Consider the following 16,279-nt stretch of genomic DNA (forward strand, 5'->3'; position numbering starts at 1 on the left):
GCCTCAACGACGTCCCGCTCGACGAAGCCCGCGTCGTCTCGCCTCAACGACGTCCCGCTCGACGAAGCCCGCGTCGTCTCGGTCAGCCCCAACGCCAGCATCCGCCCCGACGCGATCCGCTCCAACGACAAGAACAACAACACCTTCAGCCCGACGGTCACCGTCAGCGTCAAATAACACCACGCACCACCGACGACGCGATCGGTATCGCACTGCGCGATGACGGCGCCGGCGACGACCTGGAGGTCACGGACGGTCTCGTCGCCCGGGCACGGCGGCGCGCTGCTGAATGGCTCCTGCGTCGGACGGGCCGCGTCGACGAGAAACAGCGGCGCATCGCGCTTCTCCGCCGCGATCAGGAGTCTGTCGTCGAGCCAGGCCGTGTTCGGCCGCTCGTAATTCGTGGGGACGGGAACGGAACCCAGCGGCACCGGCGTCGACCGGTGACTGCGGTAATCGCGCATCATCCAGGTGCCGCCACTGTAGACGAGCAGGAAGCCGTTGTGGGCGGTGGAAACCGCTGTTGCACCCGACATCTCGTCGACGACCCGCCCGTCCGGGTCCATCACGAGGGTCTTGTCCGTCGCCGATCCGCGATCGTCCCACTCGGTGAACGACGCCACATAGACGTCGGTGCCTGCCCTCGGCGCGTATTCACCGGGCACATCGGTGAATACACCGGTGTGCGCGTCGATGAGCGACGGCTTCGAACAGTCGTAGGCGAATTGGCCCGGGGTGCCGGGGTGAAGAGTCGAATTGCTGCACGAGATGGGCTGGCTCCAGCGCTCACGTCCGGTGGCGGGATCGAGGGAGTAGAAGCGGGTGCGGCTGTTGGACCCGCTCACGGCTGCGTCGGCGGTGAAGACCGCCATGCCGAGTGCGTCGACCGATCCGGTTGCCGCGGTCACCTCGCCGCCGCTGCTGTACTCGCGACGCCACAGCACCTCGCCGGTGCCGCCGTCGAACGCGATCACCGCCTGGTAGAGGAAGACCACGACGATCCCCGACCTGTCATCCCGGTCGCGGCGCACCACCAGTAGTCGCCCACTGGTTCCGTAGTCGGTGGCGTGCCAGCGTTTCTCGCCGGTCCGTCCGTCGTAGGCGGTGATCTCCCTACGGGTGTCGACGACGAAGCCGTTGCCGGCGCCGTAGGCCTCGGGCAGGTTCTCGCCGTCGTCGAGCGGAATCTCGTAGCGGACGGGGCCGACCGCATCGGGCGTCGCCGCCGGCGCAGCAGCCTTCGCGATGAGATCGGGAGCCCAGACGCCGCCGCGGTGGTCCGCAACGGTGCGGTAGCTCACGATGGGAACGGCGACCAGCACGACGAGGGCGACGCAGCACGCCGTCCTGCCACTGACCGGGCCGGCGACGGCGGCCGTGGCGAGGGCGCAGACCGTCGCCACGACGGCACACAGCACTGCGGTCACCGCGAGGATGCTCGCGCCGGTGCTGTCAACGAAAGGCAGCCCGTCCCGGGCCCGGAAGACCCCGAACGCCATCCAGAGTGCCCAGGTGCAGAGTGCCGCGGCAACGAAGCCCGCGACCTTCATCAGGCCGGTCGCGCGGGAGTCCCTGCCGAGCAGCCGTGGCACTGCGGCGATGAACACCCATACCCCGGCGACCGCGGCGATGACGCCCATGGTGGTGAGCGAATGCGACGTCACGTCGGCCGGTGACCGGATGATCCACATGACCACCGACGCGACGACCGCCGGCACCGCCGCCGAGACCGCAAGGCCGACAGCGATGCCGAGCCCGAAGCGGCGCCGTCGACCGGCCGTCGCGGAATCCTTGCTCACGCATCGATCGTAGGGGCGGTTCGCGACCGCAAATGACGGCAGATCCGGTGTCGACCGATCACTTCCTGCCACCGGTCGGCCAATCACTGCCAACGGAAATCAATCTCCTGACCTGGCGGTTTGAACAGTCAGACCACAACGAGAAACACCAAGAAAGAAGCAAGGCCATGAACAAGTTCGGATTCGCCACCATCGCCGCCAGCGCCTTCGCCGCCGCCTTCATCGGCCTCGCCGAACAAGTTCGGATTCGCCACCATCGCCGCCAGCGCCTTCGCCGCCGCCTTCATCGGCCTCGCCGGCCCCGCCGCCGCCGCACCCAGCGGCCCCGGCAATGCCGAACAAGCCATCGAGGAGCTCCGCTCGCAGGGCTACCGCGTACAGGTCAACCGCCTCAACGACGTCCCGCTCGACGAAGCCCGCGTCGTCTCGGTCAGCCCCAACGCCAGCACCCGGCCCAACGCCGTGCGGTCCAACGACGCCTCAACGACGTCCCGCTCGACGAAGCCCGCGTCGTCTCGGTCAGCCCCAACGCCAGCACCCGGCCCAACGCCGTGCGGTCCAACGACAAGAACAACAACACCTTCAGCCCGACGGTCACCATCGACGTCAAGTAACACCCCCCGACGACGGCCCCCGGAGCAATCCGGGGGCCGTCGTCGTGGGCGGCTCGGGTGAGTCGAGGTTTCGCGGCGACGTCTCGCGGCTAATCCGTCGATCGATGACCTTCGACCTGACGCCCACCATCGCGCAGCACGACCTCGCGCGGCGCGCCCACGAGTTCGCCGAGCAGTGCATCCGTCCCGTGGCGCAGGAGTACGACAAGCGCCAGGAATTCCCGTGGCCGGTGCTGGAGGAGGCCGCGCAGCGCGGCTTCTACAGCCCGCTGTTCTATCGCGACCTGATCGGCGACCCCACCGGCCTGTCGCTGCCGATGTTCATGGAGGAGCTGTTCTGGGGCTGCGCAGGCATCGGGCTGGCCGTCGTGATGCCCGCGCTGGCGCTCTCGGCGATCGGGCAGGCCGCGTCGCCGGAGCAGATGTTGCAGTGGGCGCCCGAATGTTTCGGCACTCCAGGCGATCTCAAGCTCGCCGCGCTGGCCATCTCGGAACCCGAGGGCGGCAGCGATGTCCGCAACCTGCGCACCACGGCGCGTCGCGACGGTGGCGACTGGATCATCGACGGCCACAAGATGTGGATCGGCAACGGTGGCATCGCCAACGTGCACGTGGTCAACGCCGTGGTCGACCAGGAACTCGGCCACCGCGGGCAGGCGATGTTCATCGTCCCGGGCGGCACACCCGGCCTGCAGCTGGTGCGCAAGCTCGACAAGCTGGGCTGCCGGGCGTCGCACACCGCCGAGCTGAAGTTCGACGGCGTGCGCGTGCCGGGCGAGAACCTTCTCGGCGGCAACGAGAAGCTCGAGCACAAATTGGAGAAGGCCCGCGAAGCCGTCGAGGGCGCGCGCCGTTCCGGTTCGGCGTCGCTGGGCACCTTCGAGCAGACCCGGCCGATGGTCGCCGCACAGGCCCTCGGAATCGCCCGTGCCGCACTGGAGTACATGACCGAATACGCCAACCGGCGGGAGGCGTTCGGCGCACCCATCATCGACAATCAGGGCATCTCCTTCCCGATCGCCGACATCGCGACGCAGATCGACGCGGCGCGGCTGCTCACCTGGCGGGCGTCGTGGATGGCCGCCACCGGTGTGCCGTTCGACCGGGGCGAGGGATCGATGTCCAAGCTCGCCGCGAGCGAGGTGGCGGTCAAGGCCACCGAACGCGCCATCCAGACCATGGGCGGCTGGGGCTACATCACCGACCACCCGGTGGAGAAGTGGTACCGCGACGCCAAGCTGTACACCATCTTCGAGGGCACCAGCGAGATCCAGCGGATGGTGATCGGGCGTGCGCTCGGCGCCGCCGACGGTGCGCCGCCACTGCACGTCGACCTCGAACCGAGCGGCGGGCCGCTGAACCGGTGGTTCGGCCGCGGCACGCCGTTGCGGGGCCGCGCCGCCGACGCGGCCCTCGGCGCCAAGGACCGCGTCCCCGACCCGGTGATGCGGCTGGCGATGAAGGTGCTCCAGCCGCCGCGGAAGTAGCACCGGATGGCAATTCGCATGCTGGACGCGCTCGGCGGGAACATCGGGGCGCTGCGCTTCGAGCCGACAGAGAAGCGGGTGCGGGTGTCCCTCGGCGGTGAGCCCGTCGCCGACACCTACCGGGCCCGGCTGGTGTGGGAACCGCGCCGCATCGTGCCGGCCTACGCCGTGCCCATCGCCGACCTCACCGCCCAGCTCGTCCCGGCAGGCGCCGAATCGGGAATCGACGACGACGACACCGGGCGCCCCGTCCTCGATCCGTCCGTGCCGTTCGACTCACACAGCTGTGCCGGCACGCCGTACGACGTGATCGCCGGCGACCAAACCGGCGCGGCCGCGGCCTTCGCACCCGAGGATTCCGACCTCGACGGCTACGCGATCCTGAAGTTCGACCCGTTCGACTGGCGCGAGGAGGACGAGCCGATCGTCGGGCACCCGCACGACCCGTTCAGCCGCATCGACGTGCTGCGCAGCGACCGCCATGTCGTCGTCGAGCTGGACGGCACCCGGCTGGCGGAGTCGTCCCGGCCGATGCTGCTGTTCGAGACGCAACTGCCGGTGCGCTTCTACCTGCCGCGCGAGGACGTCACCGCCGACCTGGAACCCAGCGACACCGCGAGCTACTGCGCCTACAAGGGCCGCGCCCACTACTTCTCCCTTACCGGTGGACCGCGCGACCTCGCCTGGACCTACCCGGACCCGCTGCACGACGCCGAGCCGGTGCGGGACCGGGTGTGCTTCTTCGACGAGAAGGTCGACGTCGTGGTCGACGGTCACCGCCGGGACCGGCCGACCACCCCCTGGAGCTGACCCCCCGCCCGTTTGGGGCACCACATTGCGGGCATGCCCCTTCGAAAGCGATCAGTACGAGATCTCAGAGGAGGACGTATGCGTGCCGTCACCTGGCAGGGCCGGCGGAAGGTGTCCGTGGACACGGTGCCCGACCCCGTCATCAAGGAACCGACCGACGCGATCATCAAGGTCACCAGCACCAACATCTGCGGCTCCGACCTGCATCTCTACGAGGTGCTCGGTGCGTTCATGAGCCCCGGCGACATCCTCGGGCACGAGGCGATGGGAGTTGTCGAAGAAGTCGGCACCGAGGCCGGCTCGGCCCTCAAGGTGGGCGACCGGGTGGTCATCCCGTTCAACATCTCCTGCGGGACCTGCTTCATGTGCGACCACGGCCTGCAGAGTCAGTGCGAGACGACGCAGAACCGCGACCAAGGCACTGGCGCCGCGCTGTTCGGCTACTCCAAGCTGTACGGCGAGGTCGCCGGCGGACAGGCCGAGTACCTGCGGGTGCCGCAGGCGCAGTACACCCACATCAAGGTGCCCGACGACGGGCCCGACGACCGCTACGTCTACCTGTCCGACGTGCTGCCCACGGCGTGGCAGGCCGTCGAGTACGCCGAGGTGCCGGCCGGCGGCACGCTCGTCGTCCTCGGCCTCGGGCCGATCGGCGCGATGTCATGCCGCATCGCCGCCCACCGCAAGGACTGCCGGGTGATCGGCGTCGACCGGGTCACCGAACGGCTGGACCGCGCGCGGCCGTACTGCGCCGAGGTGGTCGACATGCGCACCGAGGACGTGGACGCCGTCGTCGCCGACCTCACCGAGGGCCGCGGCGCCGACGCGGTGATCGACGCGGTGGGGATGGAGGCGCACGGATCGCCGATCGCCGAGGCGGCGCAGACCGCCAGCGGTTTCCTGCCCGCGCCGGTGGGCCGGCTGGTGATGAAGAACGCCGGGGTGGACCGGCTGGCCGCGCTGAACTCCGCCGTCTCGCTGGTCCGCCGCGGCGGCACCATATCGCTGAGCGGGGTGTACGGCGGCGTCGCCGACCCGATCGACATGAAGACGCTGTTCGACAAGCAGATCCAGCTGCGGATGGGCCAGGCCAACGTCAAGCGGTGGGTGCCGGAGATCCTGCCGCTGCTGACCGCCGAGGATCCGCTCGGCGTGGAGTCGTTCGCGACGCACCGGCTGCCGCTCGACGCCGCGCCGGGCGCCTACGAGACGTTCCAGAAGAAGGAAGACGGGATGGTGAAGGTCGTCCTGCAGCCGTGATGCTGGATGAATTACCCGGTACCCCTGGTTTCGGGTCGGCCGTCTCTGGCAATATTACCCAGCGGTAGGTTCGGTCCGCGCGACTTGGGGAGATGACAGTGGGGTTGTTCGACCAGGTTTCCAGCGTCTCGGTGCTGGCCGAGGGTTCTGAGGGCGGCGGCGCCGCCATCAACGAGATCATCGGCCTGACGGCCGCGGGCGGCGTCGTGACTGCGGTGCTGCTCTGGATCGGCTGGATGCACCGTCAGCACAAGATCACCTGGCTCAGGAAGCTGGCCGACTGGAGCGGGCACCGCTTCAAACGCCCGTCGTGGGTGGCGCTGCCCATCGCGATGTTCATCTCCTCGATCATCTGCGCGCTGTTCGGCTTCATCTGGGACGTCAGCCTGCACATCGGCAACGGCCGCGACGACGGCGCGCTGGCAAACCCGGCCCACTACTTCATCCTGATCGGCCTGTTCGGCATCTTCGTCGCCGGCTGCACGGCGATGGTGCTGCCCCTGGACGGGGAGCGCCCCGGCCCGGCGGCGGTCCGCATCACCGACGACTGGTACGCACCGGTCGGCGGCATCGTGATGGCCGGCTGCGGCCTCTACGCGCTGATGGGCTTCCCGCTCGACGACATCTGGCACCGCATCTTCGGTCAGGACGTCACGCTGTGGGGACCCACCCACCTCATGATGATCGGCGGCGCGGGCTTCTCCACCCTGTCGGCGCTCTACCTCGAGCACGAGGGCCGCAAGGCACGTCCGGCCGACGCTGGGCCCGACGGCATCGGGCTGAAGTTCGTGCAGTACCTCGCCTTCGCCGGTGTCCTGATCGGCGCATCGGTCTACCAGATCGAGTTCGACTTCGGCGTGCCGCAGTTCCGCGAGGTGTTCCAGCCGATGCTGATCGCCGCCGCCGCGGCGCTCGCGCTGATCGGCGCCCGCATCTTCATGGGCCGCGGCGCCGCCCTGATCGCCGCGCTGGTCGCCATCGGACTTCGCGGCATCGTCGCGTTCATCGTGGCCCCGGTGCTCGACGCGCCGGTCAACTGGTTCCCGCTCTACCTCGGCGGCGCCATCATCGTCGAACTCCTCGCACTGACACCACTGCTCAAGCGGCCCGTCGTGTTCGGCCTCGTCGCCGGCTTCGGCATCGGCACCGTGGGCATCTGGCTCGAGTCGCTGTGGATCAACTCGGTCTACGCCTACCCGTGGCCCACCAGCATCTGGACCGAGGCCCTGGCGATGACGGTGCCGGTGGCGACCCTCGTCGGAGGCTGCGGCGCGATGGTCGGCATGGTGCTCACCGCGCAGAAGCTGCCGCGCCGGGCGATCGGCGCCGGCCTCGTCGCGCTGACCGTGCTCGCCATCGGCGGTGCGACCGCGAACGGCCTGCGCTACGACGTGCCGCAGAACGCGACCGCCACGTTCACGCTCGCCGAGGCGCCACCCGTCAACGGCGAGCGCTACGTCACCGCCGACGTGCGGTTCAACCCGCCCGACGTCATCAGCGACGACCCGAACTGGGTGTCGGTGCTGGGGTGGCAGGGCGGCCTGCCGAACGAGCGCGGCCAGTTCATCGACCATCTCGAGAAGGTCGGCCCCGGCCACTACGTGTCCACGAAGCCGATGCCGGTCGCGGGTTCCTGGAAGACCCTGCTGCGCGTGCATGACGGCAAGACCTTCACCGCCGTGCCGATCTTCCTGGCAGGCGACCCGGGGATCGGCGCCGAGGAAGTGCCCGCGCAGCCGCAGTTCACTCGGCCGTTCGTCTCGGAGATCACCATCCTGCAGCGTGAGCGCAGCCCGGACATCCCGCAGTCGCTGTGGCTGATTGGCTGCCTGGTCGTCCTGCTCTGCACGCTTGCGATGATCTCCGGCATCACCTGGGGTGGCGGCCGGATCAACAACAGCGAACCGTCCGAGAGCGACGCGGAACTGCAGCCCTCAGCGCAGGCATGACGGGTCGGCCCGACGTCCAACTGCTCGCCGATCACCCGATCTGGCTTGCGGTCCCGGCGTTCGCTCCGGCGATCGTCGTCGCCGGCGTCGTGGTCTACATCGCGGTGAAGAACCGTCGCAGAGGAGACGGGCCTCACAGTGAAGGGATCGGCGCGACAGACCAAGATGGGTGACCGTGACAGCGCTTAGCAGATTCCTCGTACTGGCAGCCACGACAACCCTTCTCGCCGGTTGCGGCGGCGGTGGCGACGGAGCGGACGGCGGCGGAAGCACGGCCGCCGCGTCGAGCACCCCGTCGGTCACCACCGTCGCACCCTCGGACATGACCGACCAGCAGAAGGCGCCCGACCGGCTGACGGTCGAGGTGAAGATCCAGGGTGGCGAGGTCACCCCGACCAACGCCGCGCTTCAAGCCAAGGTGGGCCAGCCGATCGTGATCCGGGTGGACAGTGACGCCGCCGACGAACTGCACGTGCACTCGGTGCCCGAGCACAGCTTCCCGGTCGAGGCCAAGCCCGGTCAGCAGTTCCAGTTCACCGTCGACGTGCCCGGCAACGTCGACATCGAACTGCACGACGCGGGCAAGGTCGTCGCGACCATCCAAGTCCAGCAGTGACGGCGGGCGCCTCCACCGCGATCCTCGCGCACGGCCTCGGCGGCTCGTCCGACCTCCCGATCCCGTTCACCTACGCGTTGATCGGCGCGGCGTGGGCGCTGACGTTCACCTTCGCCGTCGTCGCGCTGGCGTGGCGCACGCCGAGATTCGACCCCGGCAAGCCGGGCCGGGCGCTGCCGGAGTGGGTGACCACCGCGGTGGACGCGCCCGCCACCCGGTGGGTGGTCGCGACGATCGCGCTGGTGTTCACCGGCTGGGTGGCGATGGCCGCGTTCTTCGGACCCGACGGCGCCGACAACCCGCTGGCCGGCGTGTTCTACGTGCTGATCTGGGTGGGTGTGCCCGCGCTGTCGCTGTTCGTCGGCCCCTTGTGGCGGGCGGTGTCGCCGGTGCGCAGCGCCTACCGGGTCGCCACCCTCGGGCGCGCCCGCGACGGCAGGCCCTATTCCGAGCGGCTCGGGTACTGGCCCGCGGCGGCCGGGCTGTTCGCGTTCGTCTGGCTGGAGCTGGCCAGCGCTGATCCCGGTTCGCTGCACGCGATCCGCACCTGGCTGCTGATCTACCTCGCCGTCATCGCCGCAGGGACGCTGTGGTGGGGGCTGCGCTGGCCGGCCCGCGCCGATCCGTTCGAGGTCTACAGCGTGGTGGCGTCGCGGCTCTCGCCGCTGCGCCGCGACCGGGAGTCCGGCCGCATCGCGATCGGCAACCCGTTCGACCACCTGCTGACGCTGCCGGTGCGCGGCGGCACCCTCGCGGTGCTCGCGGTGCTGCTGGGCTCGACGGCCTTCGACAGCTTCTCGGCGACGCCGGCGTTCCGCACCTTCGTCGACGAGCACACGTCCTCGGCGGCGGCGGCGACGCTGGTCCGGACCGCCGGCCTGCTGGTGTTCGTCGGGGTAGTGGCCGGCACCTTCTGGCTCGCGGCCCGCGCCACCGGCGGGGTCGACACCGCGCTGCGCCGGAAGCTGCCCGGGCTGATGGCGCACTCGCTCATCCCGATCGTCATCGGGTACATCTTCGCCCACTACCTGACCTACCTGATCGAGCGCGGACAGCAGACCGTGATCCGGCTGGCCGACCCGCTGGGCCGGGGCTGGAACCTGTTCGGGCTCGCGGATGCCGAGGTCAGCTACGTGCTGTCGATGCATCCGGCCGTGCTGGCGACGCTGAAGGTGGGCTTCGTGGTGGCCGGTCACATCGCGGGCGTCATCGCCGCGCACGACCGTGCGCTGCGGCTGCTGCCTCGCGACCACCAGCTGACCGGCCAGCTGGCGATGATGCTGGTGATGGTCGGCTACACGTTCATGGGCCTGTACCTGCTGTTCGGCGGGTAATTCGCCGTACCACAGGTACGGATTTCTTGATAACGTCATGGCCGGGGCCGCCCGAGCACACCACGATCTCGGAGTTGTTGCGGGATGTGGGCGCCGACTGGGAGGCCATATGACGAGCGCGATGCGCGACTGGTGGCGGCAACCCGACCACTACTACTGGCTCACCGCGATGCTGGCCGCCCGCGGCGTGCAGGGCAGCACGTGCCGGCTGTTCGCCAGTGCGCTCGCCGGCTTCGCCGGCGTCGTCCTGGTGTCGCTGGCCAGCCCGGCCGGTCCGCACGGCCGTATCGGCTTCGCCGTCGCGCTGGTCGTCGCCACCTGTCTCCTCGCGCTGGCCGCCACCTTCCTGCTGCACGGCTGGCTGAGCCGTGCGCAGTCGTCGTTCTTCGTGGTCGTCGTGGCCACCTGCATCTCCGCGGTGTGTCTGGTCCAGGCCGACCCCTTCAACGGGATGTTCGGCGCGACCGCGTTCGCCGTCCTCGCCGGCTACATCGCCTTCTTCCACACACCGCGCTACATGGCGCTGAACTTCGTCATCTCCACCGCAACCGGGGCGGCGCTGGCGGTCCGCCTCGGCGAGGCCGGCGACACGGCGCTCGCCACCTCCACACTGCTGTTCCTGGTGCTGGTGAACTTCGGCGTGCCGTTCGCCTGCCAGTCACTGGTTCACCTGCTCGGGATCAACATCCACAACGCCGAGATCGACCCGCTCACCGGCCTGCTCAACGAGGAGGCGTTCTACCGCACCGCGTCGGCGTTCATCGCCGCCCGCAACCGCGACGACGACCGCTACCTCGTGATCGTGGTCGTCGACCTGGACAGCTACGCGCTGCTGACGCAGACGGAGGGCCGGGTGTCCGGCGAGCGGGCCCGCGTCGCCGTGGGGCAGACCCTGCGGGAGACCACCCGGCAGAACGCCGTCATCGCCCACGTGCCGCAGTCGGAGTTCCTGATCGTCGACAGCTTCCCCACCACCGACAGCTCGCCGCTGGTGGAGCGCGTCCGCAGCGCGATCAAGGTGACCCCGCCGCGCACCAGCGCGAGCATCGGCGTGGTCAGCACCCCGATGCGCGGCCTCGCCCAGCATCCGCCCTACGAGGTGCTCACCGAGCTGATCGGCATCGCCCGCTCGGCCGTCGGCGAGGCCCGGCGCGACGGTGGAAACCAGGCGCACTACATCGTCTGCCCCACCCTCACCGCCTGCGAGGGCGACGAACCGCCGCGCTTCTGAGCGCCGCCCCGCGGTCCGGGGATACCGTTGTGACATGCGGGCATTGATCATCGTCGACGTCCAGAACGATTTCTGCGAGGGCGGGTCGCTGGCCGTCGAGGGCGGCACCGGCGTCGCGCGGGGCGTCACCGAACTGCTCGGCTCCCACGGATACGACCACGTCGTCGCGACGAAGGACTACCACATCGATCCGGGGTCGCACTTCTCCGACGACCCGGACTTCCGCGATTCATGGCCGCCGCACTGCGTCGTCGGCACCGCCGGCGTCGAGTTCCATCCCGCGTTCGAGCACGACGCCGTCGAAGCGGTGTTCCACAAGGGCCACTACTCGGCCGCCTACAGCGGCTTCGAGGGCGTGCACGGCGACGAGGACCCGGCGCAGGCCACCACCCTGGCCGACTGGCTGCGCGCCCGCGACGTCGACACGGTGGACGTCGTCGGCATCGCCACCGACTACTGCGTGAAGGCCACCGCCGCCGACGCGGCCGCCGCCGGATTCACCACCCGGGTGCTGCTCGACCTCACCGCGGGAGTGTCGCCGACGACCACCGCCGAGGCCGTCGACGCGCTGCGGGCGGCGGGCGTCGAGGTGGCCTGACGCGCTCAGCCCGACCAGCGCGGCGGCCGCCGCTGCAGGTACGCGCGCATCGCCTCGCGGGCGTCGCCGTGGGCCATCAGCCGCAGGTGGATCTCCGTCTCGCGGACGCCGACCGCGTCGCGGTCGAGGTCGAAGGAGTCCCAGAGCAGCCGCTTGCTGGCCGCCACCGACAGCGGTGCAGTGTTCTCGGCGATGTCGCGCGCGACCGCCAGCGCCGCGGGCAGCACCTCGGCGGCGTCGAGGACCCGGCTGCCCAGGCCGAGCTCGACCGCGCGACGGCCGTCGAACGTCGCTCCGGTCAGCAGGATCTCCGCGGCGTTGGACATCCCGACCAGCCGGGGCAGCACCCAGTGCACGTAGGCGTCGCCGACCACGCCGCGGCGCACCTGCACGACGCCGTACGTCGCGTCGGCGGCGAAGAACCGGATGTCGCACTGCAACGCCAGCGTCAGGCCCAGACCCAGCGCATGGCCGTTGACCGCCGCGATCACGGGTTTGCTCAGCGCCCACGCAGGCACCTTGACCCCGGCGGCGCTGAACCCCGGACCCGGGGCGGTGAACGTGTCCTCCCCCGCACCCAGATCGGCGCCCGCGCAGAACGCCGGTGGTGTCCCGGTCAGCACGATCGCGCGCACGTTTTCGTCGCCGTCGCACCGGGTATAGGCCTGCACCAGTTCGTCCCGCATCCCGTCACCGACGGCGTTGCGCCGGTCCGGCCGGTTCAGGGTGATGGTGGCCACACCGGCGTGGACGTCGACCAGCAACGTGCGGTAACGGGGCTGGTCGGGGCGGCTCGACACCATGGACTCCTCTCCGGAGCGGGACGCTGGAAGAACGCTCGTGATGCTTCCGCATCGCGGGGACCCGTATCGTCGCCTTGGTCAATCCAGGGAAGTAGGAGAGTGCACTTTGGTCCGAGCCAGCTCGAGCAAGCCCGCCCCATCGGCCGACGCGCCCGCCGCGCTGGCCGACATCTGGCCGGGCAAGGCCTATCCGCTCGGCGCGACGTACGACGGCTTCGGCACCAACTTCGCCGTGTTCAGTGAGGTCGCCGAGCGGGTCGAGCTGTGCCTGTTCGACGCCGACGGTCAGCAGACCGGCTGCGTGACGTTGCCCGAGGTGGACGGCTTCGTGTGGCACGGCTTCATCCCGAACATCGAGCCGGGCCAGCGCTACGGCTACCGGGTGCACGGCCCGCACGATCCCGCCAACGGGTTGCGCTGCAATCCCAACAAGCTGCTGCTCGACCCGTACTCCAAAGCGATCGACGGCACGTTCGACTGGGGTCAGCCCCTGTTCGGCTACAACTTCGGCGAACCCGACAGCCGCAACGACGACGACTCGGCGGACTTCATGCCGAAGTCGGTGGTGATCAACCCGTTCTTCGACTGGGGCGTGGACCGCCCGCCGAAACACGAATACGCCGACACGGTGATCTATGAGGCCCACGTCAAGGGACTCACCCAGACCCATCCCGAGATCCCGGAGCAGATCCGGGGGACGTACTCCGCGGTGGCCCATCCGGTGATCATCGAGCATCTCAAGGCGCTCGGCGTCAACGCCATCGAACTGATGCCGGTGCACCATTTCGCCAACGACTCCACCCTGATCGACAAGGGCCTGTCGAACTACTGGGGCTACAACACGATCGGCTTCCTGGCGCCCGACCCCAAGTACAGCTCGAGCAACACTCCCGGCGGTCAGGTGCAGGAGTTCAAGGCGATGGTGCGCACGCTGCACGAAGCCGGAATCGAAGTGATCCTCGACGTGGTCTACAACCACACCGCCGAGGGCAACCACATGGGTCCGACGGTCTCGTTCCGCGGCATCGACAACGCGGCGTACTACCGCCTCGTCGACGACGACAAGCGTTACTACATGGACTACACCGGCACCGGCAACAGCCTCAACGCCGGCAGCCCGCACGCGCTGCAGCTGATCATGGACTCGCTGCGGTACTGGGTCACCGAGATGCACGTCGACGGATTCCGCTTCGACCTGGCCTCCACGTTGGCCCGCGAGTTCTACGACGTCGACCGATTGTCGACGTTCTTCGAACTCGTGCAACAGGATCCGACGGTCAGCCAGGTGAAGCTGATCGCCGAGCCGTGGGACGTCGGGCCCGGCGGCTACCAGGTCGGCAACTTCCCGCCGCAGTGGACCGAGTGGAACGGCAAGTACCGCGACACGGTCCGCGACTACTGGCGCGGTGAGTCGGCCACGCTCGACGAGTTCGCCTCCCGGCTGACCGGTTCGTCGGACCTCTACGAGCACACCGCTCGCCGACCCGTCGCGTCGATCAACTTCGTCATCGCCCACGACGGCTTCACGCTGCGGGACCTGGTGTCCTACAACGAGAAACACAACGACGCCAACGGCGAGGACAACAACGACGGCGAGAGCCACAACCGGTCCTGGAACTGCGGTGTCGAGGGCCCGACCGACGATCCCGAGATCAACGCGCTGCGGTCCAAGCAGCAGCGCAACTTCCTGACCACCCTGCTGCTGTCGCAGGGCGTACCGATGATCGCGCACGGCGACGAGCTGGGCCGCACCCAGCACGGGAACAACAACGTCTACTGCCAGGACAACGAACTGTCCTGGATCGACTGGTCCACCGCGGACACCGATCTGATGGAGTTCACCCAGGCCGTGTCCGCGCTGCGGGCCGCGCACCCGGTGTTCCGCCGCCGCCGGTTCTTCAGCGGCAGGCCGGTCCGGCAGAAGGGCGGACCCGGTCTGCCCGACATCGCGTGGTTCTCCCCCGACGGCTCGGAGATGACCGACGAGGACTGGGAGAGCGGGTTCGCCAAGTCGGTGGCGGTGTACCTCAACGGCGACGGCATCCCGGACCTCGACGACCGGGGCCAGCGCGTGGTCGACGACTCGTTCTTCCTGTGCTTCAACGCCCACCACGAGCCGATCGACTTCACCATGCCCGGCGAGGAGTTCGGGGCGTTGTGGAAGCCGGTCATCTACACCGGGGGCAACGGCGCCGGGCACAGCGAGCCGGTGCCGGCCGGGACGACGTTCAGCGTCGACTCGCGCGCGGTGATGGTGCTGCAGGCGGGCGACTGAGCCGGCGTCACTCGGCGGGGCTCATTCAACGACGTCGAAGAACGACTCGCCGTCCTCCGGTGTCCCGCTGACCTGACCCTCGTCGGTGCCGTGCCGCTGCGTGTCGAGGCGGTCGAGTTCGTCGTCGCTCACCGAGACGACGTCACCGCCGTCTGTGGTGTCGCCCGCGACCGGTTCGCCGTCCGCGGCGACGTCGGGCACCTCGTCGGACAGCCGCTCGTCGAGGGTCTCGTCCTCCTTGGGCTCGATCCACCGCTCCGGCGGGTCGACGACGTCGTCGCCGTCGTTGTTGCGCACCTCGTCGGAGTCCAGCGCCTCTGACGGGCGCAGCGACTCACCGTCATCGCCGATGTCGTTGGCGGTGTCGGCGGATGTGTCATCGGTGCTCATGGGAGACCTCCTGGATCGGTCCGGTGCGGCCTGCTGTCGCCTGCCCGGTTGCCCCTCCGGCCGCGGCGCTAAACGCGGCTGCCCGCGGGGGCAAATTTTCGTCAGTGTCAATGGCGGCCGGCGGTGGTGACCGTATGCTGCGCGTCATGGCGTCGCAGCGCGACCAACCCCTGTCGTTCGACGACTGGGTGGAAGCCGGGTTCACCCTGCTCGCCGAGGGCGGCTTCGACGCGTTGCGCATCGGCCGGCTCTGCGAGCGGCTCAGCGTGACGAAGGGCAGCTTCTACTGGCACTTCGCCGACATCCAGGCCTACCGTGCCGCACTGGTCGATTCGTGGACGGAGCTGCGCGCCGCGGACCGCCGCCGGCTGACATCCATGGGCGACGTGGACCCGCGGGAGCGGCTGGCCCGGATGATGGGCATGCTGGCGCGCCCGGACCACTGGTCGGTGGAGCGGGTGATGCGGGCCTGGGCGCTCACCGACGACCGGGTCGGCGAGAGTGTCCGCCGCGGCGACCAGCGGGTGTTCGCGGCGGTCCTGCAGGCGTTCACCGACTACGGCTTCGAACCCGCCGACGCGGCGCTGCGGTCGGGCCTGCTGTTCGGAGCCGGCCTCGGACTGCTGCACGGATCGGACCCCGACGTCGACGCGTCGCCGGAGGTGCGCGAACGGCTGCTGGAGTTCCTGCTGCGCGACTAGGTGATGCCGCAGGCGCGGTCGAGGCGTTGCAGCAGGTCGTGGGCGGCCAGTTCGACCTGCTTGTGCCGCCACTCGGCGGCCCGGTACACGCAGGCGATCAGGCCCGTGCGGTGCAGCCGCCGGAAATCGCCGAACCCGAAGGCGTAGCGCGCCTTGGTGCCGTCGGTCGCGCCGTCGGTGAGCGCGAGATGCCAGGCGGCGTAGTCGTCCCAGGAGTGCTTGTCGAGGTAGGCGTTCTGCGCGTCGGCGCGGGGCTGGACCTCACCCCAGTCGCTGTCGAGCACGTATTGACGGGCCTCGATGAGGCCTCGGGCCTTCTCCACCGCGGCGTCGTTGAGCAGGTATTTGGCCATGGCCGCATTGTCCGCCATCGCAGCACGGGAGTGCGCCAGCGACCCGACCAACCGGGTGG

The 16,279-nt window shown here is 69.5% G+C and carries 15 protein-coding genes; 10 read left to right on the forward strand and 5 right to left on the reverse strand.

Annotated elements, in window-relative coordinates; translation table 11 throughout:
* Window positions 1-1,799 (reverse strand): BamB-related PQQ repeat family beta-propellar protein (locus tag H7I41_RS16905; RefSeq protein WP_264013760.1); only part of this gene is annotated, 1,799 nt, incomplete at its 3' end.
* 128 nt (window positions 1,800-1,927) lie between these two features.
* The gene (locus H7I41_RS16910) at window positions 1,928-2,086 is read right to left on the reverse strand and encodes a hypothetical protein (protein WP_264013761.1); all 159 of its coding nucleotides are present in this window, start codon (window positions 2,084-2,086) and stop codon (window positions 1,928-1,930) included.
* Between the two features lie 431 nt (window positions 2,087-2,517).
* Between H7I41_RS16910 and H7I41_RS16920 the strand changes: the two genes are divergently transcribed.
* The 8 genes from H7I41_RS16920 (at window position 2,518) to H7I41_RS16955 (ending at window position 11,698) form a co-directional block, all read left to right on the forward strand.
* A complete protein-coding gene (locus H7I41_RS16920) occupies window positions 2,518-3,900 on the forward strand; it encodes an acyl-CoA dehydrogenase family protein (protein WP_264013762.1) in 1,383 nt (460 codons plus the stop codon).
* Window positions 3,901-3,906: 6 nt separating this feature from the next.
* A complete protein-coding gene (locus tag H7I41_RS16925) occupies window positions 3,907-4,710 on the forward strand; it encodes a DUF427 domain-containing protein (RefSeq protein WP_264013763.1) in 804 nt (267 codons plus the stop codon).
* Window positions 4,711-4,788: 78 nt separating this feature from the next.
* Complete coding sequence (locus H7I41_RS16930) at window positions 4,789-5,970, forward strand: alcohol dehydrogenase catalytic domain-containing protein (RefSeq protein ID WP_264013764.1); 1,182 nt, start codon at window positions 4,789-4,791, stop codon at window positions 5,968-5,970.
* Between the two features lie 98 nt (window positions 5,971-6,068).
* On the forward strand, window positions 6,069-7,919 hold the full coding sequence (locus H7I41_RS16935; RefSeq protein ID WP_372503759.1) for a hypothetical protein: 1,851 nt from the start codon (window positions 6,069-6,071) through the stop codon (window positions 7,917-7,919).
* A 175-nt stretch (window positions 7,920-8,094) separates the two neighbouring features.
* On the forward strand, window positions 8,095-8,535 hold the full coding sequence (locus tag H7I41_RS16940; protein WP_264013766.1) for a hypothetical protein: 441 nt from the start codon (window positions 8,095-8,097) through the stop codon (window positions 8,533-8,535).
* A complete protein-coding gene (locus H7I41_RS16945; RefSeq protein ID WP_264013767.1) occupies window positions 8,532-9,869 on the forward strand; it encodes a hypothetical protein in 1,338 nt (445 codons plus the stop codon). The genes H7I41_RS16940 and H7I41_RS16945 overlap by 4 nt, the downstream gene beginning before the upstream one ends.
* Window positions 9,870-9,978: 109 nt before the next feature.
* The gene (locus H7I41_RS16950) at window positions 9,979-11,100 is read left to right on the forward strand and encodes a sensor domain-containing diguanylate cyclase (protein WP_264013768.1); all 1,122 of its coding nucleotides are present in this window, start codon (window positions 9,979-9,981) and stop codon (window positions 11,098-11,100) included.
* A gap of 34 nt (window positions 11,101-11,134) precedes the next feature.
* On the forward strand, window positions 11,135-11,698 hold the full coding sequence (locus H7I41_RS16955; protein WP_264013769.1) for an isochorismatase family protein: 564 nt from the start codon (window positions 11,135-11,137) through the stop codon (window positions 11,696-11,698).
* Between the two features lie 5 nt (window positions 11,699-11,703).
* Here H7I41_RS16955 and H7I41_RS16960 read toward each other — a convergent pair whose 3' ends face one another.
* The gene (locus H7I41_RS16960; protein ID WP_264013770.1) at window positions 11,704-12,501 is read right to left on the reverse strand and encodes an enoyl-CoA hydratase/isomerase family protein; all 798 of its coding nucleotides are present in this window, start codon (window positions 12,499-12,501) and stop codon (window positions 11,704-11,706) included.
* A 160-nt stretch (window positions 12,502-12,661) separates the two neighbouring features.
* On the opposite strand from H7I41_RS16960, the gene glgX reads away from it, so the two are divergent.
* Complete coding sequence (glgX, locus tag H7I41_RS16965; RefSeq protein WP_372503760.1) at window positions 12,662-14,776, forward strand: glycogen debranching protein GlgX; 2,115 nt, start codon at window positions 12,662-12,664, stop codon at window positions 14,774-14,776.
* A 21-nt stretch (window positions 14,777-14,797) separates the two neighbouring features.
* On the opposite strand, the gene H7I41_RS16970 is transcribed toward glgX, so the two are convergent.
* Entirely contained in the window at window positions 14,798-15,166 is a 369-nt protein-coding gene (locus tag H7I41_RS16970; protein ID WP_264013772.1) for a hypothetical protein, read from the reverse strand.
* A 146-nt stretch (window positions 15,167-15,312) separates the two neighbouring features.
* Between H7I41_RS16970 and H7I41_RS16975 the strand changes: the two genes are divergently transcribed.
* Window positions 15,313-15,867, forward strand: coding sequence for a TetR/AcrR family transcriptional regulator (locus H7I41_RS16975; RefSeq protein WP_264013773.1), 555 nt, complete (start codon window positions 15,313-15,315; stop codon window positions 15,865-15,867).
* On the opposite strand, the gene H7I41_RS16980 is transcribed toward H7I41_RS16975, so the two are convergent.
* A complete protein-coding gene (locus tag H7I41_RS16980; protein ID WP_264013774.1) occupies window positions 15,864-16,220 on the reverse strand; it encodes a hypothetical protein in 357 nt (118 codons plus the stop codon). The genes H7I41_RS16975 and H7I41_RS16980 overlap by 4 nt on opposite strands.
* Between the last annotated feature and the right edge of the window lie 59 nt (window positions 16,221-16,279).

The organism is [Mycobacterium] manitobense (assembly GCF_025821665.1).
In the GTDB taxonomy this organism is placed as follows: Bacteria; Actinomycetota; Actinomycetes; order Mycobacteriales; family Mycobacteriaceae; genus Mycobacterium; species Mycobacterium arseniciresistens.